This is a genomic window from Lentibacter sp. XHP0401, assembly GCF_025751535.1.
In the GTDB taxonomy this organism is placed as follows: Bacteria; Pseudomonadota; Alphaproteobacteria; order Rhodobacterales; family Rhodobacteraceae; genus Lentibacter.
The window spans coordinates 17,475-29,999 of sequence record NZ_JAOWLC010000003.1; the positions used below are offsets into that span (position 1 = coordinate 17,475).

Consider the following 12,525-nt stretch of genomic DNA (forward strand, 5'->3'; position numbering starts at 1 on the left):
ACAGTGCCCTCACTCGGCTTCGGCCAAGGCGCGTTCGTAGTCTTGCCCCGGTATCGCATCAAGCAGGCTGCGCGTGTAATCAGTGTCAGGGTCGTGCAGCACTTTACCCACTGGCCCGGCTTCAACAATGCGGCCTTTCTGCATAACGATGATACGGTCGCAAATGCGCGCCGCGACGCGCAGATCATGCGTGATGAACAGCATCGAAAGGTGCAGGCGTTCCTTTAGCTCGGCGAGCAAATCCAGCACTTGCGCTTGTATAGAAACATCGAGCGCCGAGACCGCCTCGTCAGCGATAATGATCGACGGATCAAGCGCCAAAGCCCGCGCGATACCGATGCGCTGACGCTGCCCGCCAGAGAACTCATGCGGAAACCGCATCATAGCCGACGCATCCAGCCCGACCAATTCAAGCAGTTCGCGCGCCTTGGTCTGTGCATCCGCCTTGGGTGTGCCAAAAGCAATCAACCCTTCTGTCAAAATACGAGAGACTCTCGCCCGCGGATTCAGCGATGAAAACGGGTCTTGAAAAATCATCTGAAGCTTGCGGCGCTGATCGCGGAGTTCCGCGCCAGACATATGCGCAATGTCGGCTCCGTCCATCAAAACACGCCCCCCGTCAGGGTCAAGAAGGCGCACAATACAGCGGCCCACGGTAGATTTTCCCGAACCGGATTCGCCCACAATCCCGATGGTCTCGCCGGCATATAGCTCAAAGCTCACGTCCTGCACCGCCTTTACAACGCGCCGCTTGCCGAAAAGCGTGCCCGAACCCGTTGAAAACGTCTTCTGCAGGCCCTCAACCGTCAGGATCGGCGTATGCTTAACCTCTTCAACATCGCCGCCCCGCGTCAGACGCGGGATCGCATCAATCAAAGCACGCGTGTAGGGGTGCTGCGGCTTGAGCAACACATCATCCGCAGAGCCGCTTTCGACAATCTCGCCTTTCTGCATAACAATCACACGGTCGGCGATATCGGCCACAACACCAAAATCATGCGTGATAAAGATAACAGCCATCCCGCGCGATTTACGCAAATCTTCGATCAGCTTGAGAATCTGCGCCTGAGTCGTCACATCGAGCGCCGTCGTTGGCTCGTCCGCGATGAGGATGTCAGGCTCAAGCGCCAATGCCATCGCGATCATCACGCGCTGGCGTTGGCCGCCGGAAAGCTGGAAGGGATACGCGCGGATTGCTGCATCGGGATCAGGGATGCCGACCTCGTCAAGCAACTTCAACGCCCGTTCGCGGCGCTCCGCACCGTTCAGCGCACCATGCGCTTCAAACACTTCGGCAATTTGCGCACCGACCCGCATCAGCGGATTAAGCGCACTTAGAGGCTCCTGAAAGATCATCGAAATGCGCCCGCCCCGTAGCGGTAACATCTCCCGCTCGGACAGCCCTAAAATCTCCTTGCCATCAAAGGTGATCGAGCCGTTCACAGGCTTCACCCCCTGTGGCAACAAGCCCATGATCGCATTGGCAGACATGGATTTACCCGACCCGCTCTCACCGACAATGCAGAGAATCTCACCTGCCGCGAGATCAAAATTGATATGCTTGGCAGCATACAATCGGTCCGCCCCGACAGGCAGAGCGATATCAAGGTCACGGATACTCAGCAGGGTCATTCGGATTTCCTTGTCAAACGCGGATTGAGCGCATCGTTCAGGCCTTCGCCGATCAGGTTAAGCGCCAGAACAGTCAACAAAATCGCCATCCCGGGCAGGAAGGAAAGCCACCATGCCGTGCGGATAACCGTGCGCGCCGCGCCGATCATATAGCCCCAGGACATGATGTTCGGATCACCTAGGCCCAGAAACGAAAGCGAACTTTCCAGCAAAATAGCCTGCGCCACCATGAGTGACGCCAGCACAATGATAGGCGGCAGCGCGTTGGGCAGGATATGGCGCAGGATAATCTGAGTGTTGCCAAGGCCCGAAAGAGTCGCAGCTTCCACAAACTCCCTTGTGCGCAGGGAGAGAACCTCGCCCCGCACAAGCCGTGCAACGGGGGGCCACGAAACAATCGAAATAGCGATGATGACAAACGTCAAACTCGGCTGAAAAATCGCCAGAAGAACAATAGCCAAAGCAAAGCTTGGGATCGTTTGGAAAAACTCGGTAAATCGCATCAGCGCATCATCCGTGCGCCCCGCAAAATACCCCGCCAATGCGCCGACAGGCACACCAATCGCCAGCGCCACGATGGTCGAGACAAGCCCGACAAGCAGGCTGACATAAGCACCATGGGCAAGCCCTGCCATCACGTCACGCCCCAGCGCATCTGTGCCAAGCATCAGCCCGTCTTGCGTAAAAGGTGGCAGAAAGGGCCGCTGAACCATCTTCCACGGGCTTTGTGGAAAAAGGACTGGTGCGAGAATGGCGGTTGCGATCACAAAAGCCAGAATGAACAGGCCAATCACAGCACCGCGATTATAACGAAAACGTTTCCAGAAATCCTTCATGTTGTAAGCCTTATCCGCGGATCGACGATGACATAGACAACATCCGTGATCAGGTTGAACAGCAAGACCATCGCTGCCGAAATGTAAAAGACCCCAAGGATCACATTGTAATCCCGCTGGTTTATCGCCTCAAACATCAGCCGTCCGATACCGGGCCAAGCAAAGACAGTCTCCGTCAGGATCGCTCCGCCAAAGATTTGCCCTGCCTGAAGCCCCGCCAGCGTAATGACAGGCAACAGCGCGTTGCGCAAAATGTGCCGCCGTTGGATCACACCGCGGGTCAGCCCCTTGGCGCGGGCAGTCTTTACAAAATCAAGCCGTGACACTTCCAGCATCGAGGCACGGGTCATGCGCATATAAATCGCCATGAAGAACAACCCCAGCGTCGAAGCTGGCAGCACCAAATGCTTGGCCACATCCAGAACATGGGCCATCCCCGTATAACCCGCTCCAATGGTCGAATAGCCAAACCCTGGCAACCATCCCAACCAGACCGAAAACACCAAAGTCGCCATCAGCGCGACCCAGAACAAAGGAGTGGCATAAAAGAGCAATGCGAGCGTCGAGATGATCGTATCGCCCCAGCTGCCCTGCCGCGCAGACGCCGCCACACCGGCAATCACACCCAGCACGAGCGAAAGCACAAAAGCCACCCCCGTCAGCAGAAGCGTTGCTGGCAAACGGTCACCGATCAACTCGGCAACCGGCATCTGCTGGCGAAAAGAATAGCCGAGATCAAGCTGGACTGCGCCTTTGATATAAATCCAAAGCTGCACATAAAGCGGCTGGTCAAGGCCAAACCGCGCACGCAGGTCCGTAAGGAATTTTTCATCCGCCGCACCCGCCTCGCCAGCCATAACAGCGGCAGGGTCGCCCGGCGCGGCATGGATCAGCAGAAAGTTGAAAACAAGAATGGCCAGCAGGATAAACACCGCCTTGACCAACCTGCCCAAAATGAAACGTATCACACTGTCCGCCCCGTTTATGTGTTGCGTAATTCCCGGGCCACATAGGCGGCCCGGGTTTTCAGGCGTTTGCCCTTACTTCGTATCGATCCATACATCGCGGAAGCCGTCATTCACGCCAAAGGCCGTGTTAACCGGGTTCTTGATGTTGCAACGGTAGATCGTCGGGAAGCCAAGCTCCAGCAGCCATATATTCGGAACGTCCGACACAATCTGATCCTGAATTGTCTTATAGGCCGCCTTACGGTCATCAGGGTTCGCCATCAGCGCCGCTTCTTCGAACATTTTGTCCGTTTCGGGGTTCTGATAGTTGGCAACGTTGTTCCAGGGTGAACCGGGGGCAGCATTGCTGCCCATGTAGCTGCGTGACACACCAAGTGCCGGGTCGCCGTATTGGTAGAGATATGTAAATGCCAGATCAAAATCGCGGTCGGAAATTTTCTGGTTCCAACCCGCCACATCCGAGGGCACAATCTCGGTGTCCATACCGATCTCGCTCAGGTTCTGTTTGACCGCCTCGGCCCAACGCTGCCATGTCTCGCCATAAGGCAGGCCCAGGATGCGGATCTTCTCGCCGTTATAGCTGCTGTCTGCCAACAGTGCTTTGGCCTTTTCAGGGTCATAGGAAATGTCAGGTGTGTCACCATCCCAGAACCGTGTCGATGACGTAAACGGACCAGTCGCGACCTTGCCCAAACCGTTCCAGAGCGCGTCTTTGGCAAAGTTGCGATCGACGGCATGCATAATCGCACGGCGCACATTCACATCATCCAGCGGCTTGTTGTTCATGTTCACCCACATCCACGACAGCGGCCCGAAATACTCCCAGCCCTTGTCCGTAATGCAGGTATTTTCCATCGCCTGAATCCGCGATACATCGAAGTTCTCGACAGAGCCGCCGGGCAACACATCAACCTTGCCGGTCTCGTAAGCAACCGCACGCGAAGCCGCATCCGGAATCACATGGTAATAAACCTCATTCACATAAGGCTTGCCTTCCATGTAGTAGTCTTCGTTCTTCACAAGGTGGATAAAGCTACCCTTTTCCCACTTGTCGAACTTGAAGGGGCCGGTGCCAATAGGCGTGTTGTTCGCCTCGTTGGTGGCAAAGTCGGTGCCTTCATAGATATGTTTCGGAATCATCGGCGCCGTTCCGGGCTCGAAGATACCGATGAAAGGGCCAAACGGCTGCTTCAGATTAAACACTACAGTGTGTTCGTCAGGCGTCTCGATGCTTTCGACATGCTCCATATAGGTGCGCATACGCGAGTGGCTCTCACGCAGGAACTTGTCCATCGAAAATTCCACATCCGCCGAAGTAAACGGCGTGCCGTCATGGAAGGTTACACCCTGACGCAGCTTGAACGTGTAGGTCTTACCATCTTCCGAAATCTCCCATGATTCCGCCAACTGCCCCTCGGGCTTCAGGTCAAAATCATAGCGCAGGAGGCTTTCGTAAATGTCCCCCCCAACCATCTGTGTTGGGCCGTTCTGAACAAGGCCAAGCATCAGGCTGGGCGGCTCGGGCTGAATGACAACATTAAGTGTCCCGCCTGATTGCGGCTCACCATCTTGCGCTGCCAGCGGACTGGCAAGCGACAGCGCCAGTAGGGCGGCCGCCAAATTGATAGGTTTAAGCATTTGTTTTCCCCGTTGGTTATTGTTGGTCGTCTTTTTCTGAAGGTTCACTTTAGTATTTTTCCTTCAGCACCGGGCAAATGTCTTCTTCAGGCATTAACCCGTGTCTCTCTATTCCGTGGTAAATGTTTCGATATAAGCCAGCATACCTTCCCTTGCATCTTCGATATCAGCTCGCATCGCGGCAGCCGCCGCCGCAGGATCACGCGCCTCGCAGGCCGCCACAATGTTACGATGGTTTCGCACCAACTCAACCTTGTTACGCGCATAATATCCCGCAATCAGCGGCCCCATACGCAGCCACAGGCGGCTCAGAATGCCCAGCAGCACAGGCATGTCTGCAATCTCTGCCAAAGCAAAATGAAACTGCTGGTTATACTCTACAGCCTTGCCCCAGCGCCCGCTTTTGGCCGCCGCTTCGTCGCGTGCAATAATCTTTTTCAGACGCGCAATATCCTTGGCATCCGCCAACTCGGCAGCGCAGGCCGCCGCAAGCCCCTCAAGCTCACATCGGATACGAGCAATCTCCAGATACTGAACATCCGTCAACACAGGCACACGCACGTCGCGCATCGAGTGTTGAACCAGAGCTTCACCTCGCAAGAGGCGCTGCACGGCGTCCCTCACAGGGGTCGAGCTGGTCCCGAGTGACTCAGCAAGCCCCCTGATTGTTATTTTTTGATTCGGCCGTAACTTCCCGCTGACAAGGTCCTGACTGACCCTGTCATAGATAACATCCCCCATAGAAGCTTGATTGATCTGGTCCATTTTACCTTTGGGTCTGAACGGCGTTTCGCATCTTATTTTGATGCATCATGCATCAATGTTGTTGCTCCTGCAAATCAAAACTGTAATGCTTTTCCGAAACCACTCCAGCCCACAGGATACAGAATGAAGGTCTTTTTCGACGAGCGTCAACTGCTCCACGCGCCGACACATTATTTTCGCCGCGGTGCCGCCATGCCGCATCAGGAACAGCCCCGGCGCGCCGAAATTTTGCGCGACATGCTCAAGAATGAAGGCTTCGAAATATCCAAACCCGCCGATCACGGCCTCGCTCCGATCAAGGCTGTGCACAATCCCGATTATGTCGATTTTCTCCCCGATGCGCACGCCCGATTCGTTGCAAGCGCAGGCACCGAGGCTTTGGCCATCCCGACGATGCACCCCGGCCTGCGACGCGGTAAAGAGCCCAAGGATGTTCACGGCCAGCTGGGTTGGTGGATGACAGATACGTCAACACCCCTTACAGAAGGGTCATGGCAAGCCATGTATTGGTCGGCTCAAACCGCAGTTGAAGCCGCCGAAGCCGTCATGTCAGGAGCCCGCGCAGCCTATGCGCTATGCCGCCCGCCAGGGCATCACGCGATGCGGGATTGTGCCAACGGCTTCTGCTTCTTTAACAACGCCTCCATCGCGGCCAACCACCTCACGCAAAAGTTCAAAAAAGTCGCGCTGATAGACATCGACGTTCACACCGGCAACGGCTCGCTTGATATCCTCTACGAGCGCGGCGACATTTTCTTCTGCTCACTGCATCCCGACCCTGCTACCTACCCCACCTTCTATCTCGGCCATGCCGATGAAACAGGCGAAGGAGAAGGGGAAGGCACCTCGCTCAACATCCTGCTGGAGCAAGGCGCAAGCCAGGACGATGTTCTGGCCGCACTCGAAAAAGGTATCGCGGCCATTCGTGATTTCGGAGCCGAGGCACTCGTGGTCTCGCTCGGCTTCGACATGGCCGCCGATGATCCTTTGGCCGCCGTTGCCGTCTACCCAGAAGGCTTCGCCGAAATGGCCCGCCGCCTTGCGGCCCTCAACCTTCCAACAGCACTCGTTCAGGAGGGCGGATATCTTGGCCCGTCTCTGGCCGACAATGCCAAATCCTTCCTCACCACCTTTCGTAAGGAAACAGCAGAATGAGCACCGCACCCAAGGAAATGAACGGCGCAGAAAGCGTTGTGCGCAGCCTGCACGCAGGCGGCGTTGACGTTTGCTTCGCCAACCCGGGTACATCCGAAATGCAATTCGTCGATGCGCTCGATCGCACCAAACTTATGCACTGCGTTCTGGGCCTCTTCGAAGGGGTCGTGACAGGGGCCGCCGATGGCTATGCCCGCATGGCTGGCAAGCCCGCTGTCACCTTGCTGCATCTCGCCCCCGGCTTCGCCAATGCCGCCGCCAACCTGCACAACGCCCGAAAGGCACGTGTGCCGATGGTCAACCTTGTCGGTGATCACGCCTTGCGTCATCAGCAATACGATGCCCCCCTCTCAGCCGATGTTGCAGGCGCCTGCGCGCCTTTCAGTGATTGGGTGCGCTCGGGGCGCGATGCAGGTAGCTTCGCCGCCGATGCCATGACAGCTTTGTCCGTGGCCAAAAGCAAACCCAACAAAATCGCAACCCTGATCGCCCCAGCCGATATCGGCTGGGATGCAGGCGGAAAAATGGCCGATGTGATAGCACCTCAAGACCCTGTCCCGCTCGATGAGGTCGCCCTGAACGCGGCTATCAACGCGCTGGAGAGCGGCGAGAAAACCGTGATCATCGCGGGCAATTCGGTGCTCGAAAACCCCGATGCGCTCGCCCTGCTCCAAGGCATTTCCGAGAAAGCGGGTGTTGACGTTCTTGCACCCACATCAAACCGCAGAATAGAGCGGGGAGCAGGCCGCTTTGCCATTTCAAAAATCCCCTACCCGATCAATCTGGCAATAGAATGTCTCGCGCCCTACTCCCGCGCCATTCTCGTTGAAACTGTTCCGCCCGTGGCGTTCTTCGCCTATCCTGGCAAGCCAAGTCTCTTGCTGCCGGTGGGTTGCAACATCGTCACGCTCGCGGGCGTCGAAGGCGATGGCCCCGCCGCTCTGGCAGCGCTGGCCGATCGTATCGGCGCAACCGGCGGCAAGCCGCAGGATGCTGCTCCGCTTCCCGTTCCACAAGCGGGAGCTATCACGCTTGATAACATCGGTGCTGCTCTCGCCAACGCTCTGCCCGATCACGCCATTATCATTGATGAGGCGGTCACTTCGGGCGCAGCCCTCTACCCCGCAGGCAACACCGCCGCCCCCAATTCATGGCTGGCCCTCACAGGCGGCTCTATCGGCATAGGTATTCCGCTCTCCGCAGGTGCTGCCATAGCCTGCCCCGACCGTCCCGTTATCACTCTACAGGCCGACGGCTCCGCGATGTATACTATTCAAGGTCTCTGGACGCAGGCGCGCGAAGGCTCGAACGTCACAACAATCATCCTCTCCAACCGTTCTTACGAAATTCTCAAGGGCGAGTTGCACAACGTCGGCGCACAGCCCGGCCCGGATGCTCTCAGCATGTTGAACCTTGATCGCCCCAACCTCGACTTTGTCGCAATGGCCAAAGGCATGGGCGTTCCGGGGCGGCGGGTTGAAGACGTGAAAGACCTGATGCAAGCAATCGCCGACGCCACAAAGGAGCCCGGCCCCTACCTTATTGAAGCAGCGCTCTGATGATAATTCTCATCTTCCAGTGTTGCACATCCGAAGGCATCAAAAGATGAGGGGCGCAACCGTCAGACAACCGGGTGGCTTGCCCCCTGCCATGGTCATGAGTGCTGAAACAGATTGCGCCGATAAAGCCGATCTCCTCGCCCACGATCCGCCCCTGTTCTCTCCCGCCGAGGCAGCAGAGCTTGCGCAGCATCTCTATGGGGTTGTGGGCAGCATCCGGCCCTTGGCGGCAGAGAAGGATGCGAATTTTCTCATCACGCTCTCCTCTGGCGAGGAGGCTCTCCTGAAAATCACCAACGCGGTCGAAGACCGCGCCGTTACCGATATGCAGACAGCCGCCCTGATGCACCTCGCAGCAACCGATCCCTCACTGCCCGTCCAGCGCATTTGCGCCAGCCTTGCTGGCAACGCGAGCGAAATTGTAACAGCCGCCAACGGTCAGAGCCATGTTGTGCGACTCATGTCATTCCTTGGCGGAACCATCCTGAGCAGTGCCGCCCCGGGGGCAGGCCTGCACCACGAACTTGGCGCATTTCTTGCACGGGTCACACTGGGTTTGCGCGGGTTCTTTCACCCTGCGGCTGGCCATGTTCTGCAATGGGATATCAAACAGGCCGCAAGCCTTCGGCCTATGCTGGACGCGGTACAAGACACAAGCCTCCGCACCCGTCTCATGACCATACTTGACCGCTTCGATGCCGAAATAGCCCCCCGCCTGCCGCGCCTGCGCGCCCAGGTTGTGCACAATGATTTCAACCCGCACAATGTCCTGATCAACAGCCCGACAGGCACGCACCCCATCGGGCTGATCGACTTTGGTGATATCGTGCATACGCCCATTGCTTGCGATCTGGCCATCGCCTGCTCATACCAGATCGGCGAAGGCGCAAGCGCCCTGAGCCATATCTGCGAAATGGTCACAGGCTATGCCGGCAAGCTGCCGCTCGAGCGCGAAGAGGTCGCGCTTCTGCCCGATCTCATCCGCTTACGCCACGCCACAACGCTGGCCATCGGCGCTTCACGCGCCCGGCGCTATCCCGAAAATGCCAGCTACATCTTACGCAACGCCGCTGCCTGCTTGCGCGGCATGGATGCACTCGACCACATCGGAGATGCAACCACCATAGAGGCTCTGCACGCCGCCGCCCGAACGGAGTAACCCGCCATGACCATGGTTAACGCCTACAACGCCACCGCCGACAAAAATCTTGATCCTGAAGATAAAGCGCTCATTGCACGCCGTACCAAAGCGCTGGGGCCAGCCTATCGCCTGTTCTACGAAGAGCCGTTGCATATTGTGCGCAGCGAGGGTGTCTGGCTCTGGGACAAACACGGCAAGAAATATCTCGACGCCTACAACAATGTCGCCTCCGTGGGGCACTGCCATCCGCGCGTTGTGCAGGCAATTTCACAACAGCTTGGCGTGCTCAACACCCACACCCGCTACCTGCACGAAGATGTCGTCACCTATGCCGAGCGGCTTCTGGCAACACTGCCCGACGCACTGGGCCACATGATGTTCACCTGCACAGGCTCCGAAGCAAACGACCTCGCGCTCCGCCTCACCCGTAGCTACACGCGGCGGCAAGGCGTCATCGTCACCCGCCTCGCCTATCATGGCCTCACCGAAGCCGTGTCCGAGCTGTCTCCCTCGCTAGGCGAGTTTGTGCCGCGCGGCCCCCGTGTGCGGCTGATAGATGCGCCAAATCCGCTACATGTGCCGCCAGAAGACCAAGGCGCGCTGTTTGCCACCAATCTGGCCAAGGCCATTGCCGACATGCGCGCCGACGGGGTCGAACCCGCAGCGCTCCTTGTCGATACGTTGTTCTCCAGCGATGGCCTCTACCCCGATCCAGTCGGCTTTCTAAAGCCCGCAGTTGATCTGATCCGCGCCGAAGGTGGCCTTTTCATTGCCGACGAAGTTCAGGCAGGCTTTGCCCGCACAGGCAGTGCCTTCTGGGGCTTCCAGCGCCATGGTCTCGTGCCTGACATCGTCACCATGGGCAAGCCGATGGGCAACGGGTTTCCCCTCGCAGGTGTCGCCATGCGCCCGGAAATTATCAAGGAATTCGGGGAGCGTGCGCGCTACTTCAACACCTTCGGAGGCAACCCTGTAGCCGCAGCCGCAGGAATGGCCGTTCTCGATGTCATCGAAGAGGAGGCCCTCCAAAGCAATTCGCAGCACATGGGCACTTTCGTCAAACAGGGTCTCTCTGACATCGCCACGCGGCACATAGCCATCAGCGATGTGCGCGGCGCAGGGCTTTTTCTCGCGGTAGAGTGTGTTTCAAACGGTGCACCAAACGCCACATTGGCCAGCTTCGTCGTGAATCACCTGCGCCAGAACGGCGTGCTCATCAGCGCAACCGGTCCCGATGGAAACATCCTCAAAATCCGCCCCCCCCTCGTCTTGCAACAGCCTGAAGCGCAGTTCTTTCTCGATACCGTCGACGCAGCCTTTAACGCCGCTAATCCGCAATAACCCACATCGCTCACCATAAAACTGTCTGAACACATGCTAAATTCAATTACACCCAACCCCGATTTCCGCATTCGCCACGCCACAGGCGAAGATGCCGCCCTTGTCGTCGACTACATGAAAAAGCTCGGCACATACCAGAAAATGGCCGACAAAATCACTGCAACAGCCCCGGATATCAAACGCCTGCTTGATGAGAGTCTGGGAGAGGCCATCTTCGGCATCTACAAAGGACAGGTCATAGGCTTTCTCTATTTCTGTCAGAAATCATCCGCCTTCACAGGCCGTTCGGGGCTCTATGTCGATGGCTTTCTGGTTGATACAGATGTCCGCCACCTCGGGTTTGGCAAACTCATGTGGGCCTATCTCAGTAAGCTAGCTCTGGAGCGCGGCTGCCTGTTCCTCGAATGGGGATGCCTGGATTGGAATACTCCCGCCATTGCGTTTTACAGAGGCCTCGGCGCCTACAGCGTCGATGACATGACTATTTTCAGGTTCACGCCAGACGCCCTGAAGGCCAACGCTCTTACAGCAGATACAGCCAGTTTACGCGAAATACCCTGAAACGATCAACAATGTTGAAGCTACGTGAAACCGCACACGCTAAATCCACTTGACCAAATTTTAATGTTTCCATATTTCATAAATTATGGAAATATTGCTAACGGATCAACTTGCCGCCCTCAGTCATCCGCAGAGAATGGCCGTATTCCGCCTTCTCATGCGGCGCTGCCCTGATGAGCTTCCCGCAGGCGAAATAGCGCAGGTGCTGGCGCTCAAGCCCAGCACCGCCTCGGTCTATCTCGCGGCGCTCACACAGGCTGGCCTTATCACCCAGCGCCGCGACGGCACGCGCCTGCTCTACACAGTCAATCTCAACGCCACCCGCGCTGTTATCGCAGGTCTTGTGCTTGATTGCTGCCAAGGCCGCACCGATCTCTGCCCGCCTCACTTCTCGGGCATCCTCGAAAGCTTCCCTCCTGTGTCGGACCAAAAATTCAACGTCCTCTTCATCTGCACGGGCAACTCTGCCCGCTCGATCTTTGCCGAAACGATCCTGCGCGACATGGCCGGTGACAGGTTCACCGCCTACTCGGCAGGCACAGCATACCGTTCCGCGCTCAACCCCTTCGCCGTTGAAATGCTGAAATCAAAGGGGCATGATGTGTCCCCGCTACGCTCCAAAAACCTGACCGGATTTCAAGGTTCCGATGCGCCGCAAATGGACTTTGTCTTTACCGTCTGTGACCTTGCCGCCAATGAGGAATGCGCCGCATGGCAGGGCCAGCCCGTCTCGGGCCATTGGGGCATGCCCGACCCCGTCAAAGCCCAAGGCACAGATGCTGAAAAGCGCCTCGCCTTTCAGCAAGCCTACGGCGCGCTGCACAACAGGATCACCGCCTTCACCTCCCTGCCGTTCCAGGCCCTCGACCGTGCAACGCTCCAAACCCGCGTTGATGCCATCGGTAAAAAACCCTCATAGAGGATTTCGC

11 protein-coding genes are annotated in these 12,525 nt (G+C 57.4%); 6 read left to right on the forward strand and 5 right to left on the reverse strand.

Translation table 11 applies throughout. The annotated features are described in order from the left end of the window. Positions 1 to 9: 9 nt before the first annotated feature. From OE750_RS04910 to OE750_RS04930, 5 genes are all read right to left on the reverse strand, one after another. On the reverse strand, positions 10 to 1,632 hold the full coding sequence (locus tag OE750_RS04910; RefSeq protein WP_263762062.1) for an ABC transporter ATP-binding protein: 1,623 nt from the start codon (positions 1,630 to 1,632) through the stop codon (positions 10 to 12). Further along, entirely contained in the window at positions 1,629 to 2,468 is an 840-nt protein-coding gene (locus OE750_RS04915) for an ABC transporter permease (RefSeq protein ID WP_263762064.1), read from the reverse strand. Before OE750_RS04915 ends, OE750_RS04910 begins: the two co-directional genes overlap by 4 nt. Continuing rightward, positions 2,465 to 3,436, reverse strand: coding sequence for an ABC transporter permease (locus OE750_RS04920; RefSeq protein WP_263762066.1), 972 nt, complete (start codon positions 3,434 to 3,436; stop codon positions 2,465 to 2,467). Before OE750_RS04920 ends, OE750_RS04915 begins: the two co-directional genes overlap by 4 nt. 72 nt (positions 3,437 to 3,508) lie before the next feature. Further along, positions 3,509 to 5,074, reverse strand: coding sequence for an ABC transporter substrate-binding protein (locus OE750_RS04925; protein WP_263762068.1), 1,566 nt, complete (start codon positions 5,072 to 5,074; stop codon positions 3,509 to 3,511). A gap of 108 nt (positions 5,075 to 5,182) precedes the next feature. Beyond that, positions 5,183 to 5,839 carry a GntR family transcriptional regulator gene (locus OE750_RS04930; RefSeq protein WP_263762070.1) on the reverse strand — a complete coding sequence of 219 codons (657 nt, stop codon included), beginning with the start codon at positions 5,837 to 5,839 and terminating at the stop codon, positions 5,183 to 5,185. Between the two features lie 123 nt (positions 5,840 to 5,962). On the opposite strand from OE750_RS04930, the gene OE750_RS04935 reads away from it, so the two are divergent. The 6 genes from OE750_RS04935 to OE750_RS04960 all read left to right on the forward strand — a co-directional run bounded on the left by OE750_RS04935 (position 5,963) and on the right by OE750_RS04960 (position 12,515). Next, entirely contained in the window at positions 5,963 to 6,994 is a 1,032-nt protein-coding gene (locus OE750_RS04935) for a histone deacetylase family protein (RefSeq protein WP_263762072.1), read from the forward strand. Continuing rightward, the gene (locus OE750_RS04940) at positions 6,991 to 8,553 is read left to right on the forward strand and encodes an acetolactate synthase large subunit (RefSeq protein WP_263762074.1); all 1,563 of its coding nucleotides are present in this window, start codon (positions 6,991 to 6,993) and stop codon (positions 8,551 to 8,553) included. Before OE750_RS04935 ends, OE750_RS04940 begins: the two co-directional genes overlap by 4 nt. 97 nt (positions 8,554 to 8,650) lie before the next feature. Next, positions 8,651 to 9,712, forward strand: a complete 1,062-nt coding sequence (locus OE750_RS04945; RefSeq protein WP_263762076.1) for a phosphotransferase — start codon at positions 8,651 to 8,653, stop codon at positions 9,710 to 9,712. A gap of 6 nt (positions 9,713 to 9,718) precedes the next feature. Continuing rightward, positions 9,719 to 11,035, forward strand: coding sequence for an aspartate aminotransferase family protein (locus OE750_RS04950; protein ID WP_263762078.1), 1,317 nt, complete (start codon positions 9,719 to 9,721; stop codon positions 11,033 to 11,035). Positions 11,036 to 11,068: 33 nt separating this feature from the next. Beyond that, positions 11,069 to 11,596 (forward strand): GNAT family N-acetyltransferase, encoded by a 528-nt coding sequence (locus tag OE750_RS04955; RefSeq protein ID WP_263762080.1) that lies wholly within the window; start codon positions 11,069 to 11,071, stop codon positions 11,594 to 11,596. A gap of 85 nt (positions 11,597 to 11,681) precedes the next feature. Beyond that, on the forward strand, positions 11,682 to 12,515 hold the full coding sequence (locus tag OE750_RS04960; protein WP_263762082.1) for a metalloregulator ArsR/SmtB family transcription factor: 834 nt from the start codon (positions 11,682 to 11,684) through the stop codon (positions 12,513 to 12,515). Positions 12,516 to 12,525: the final 10 nt, after the last annotated feature.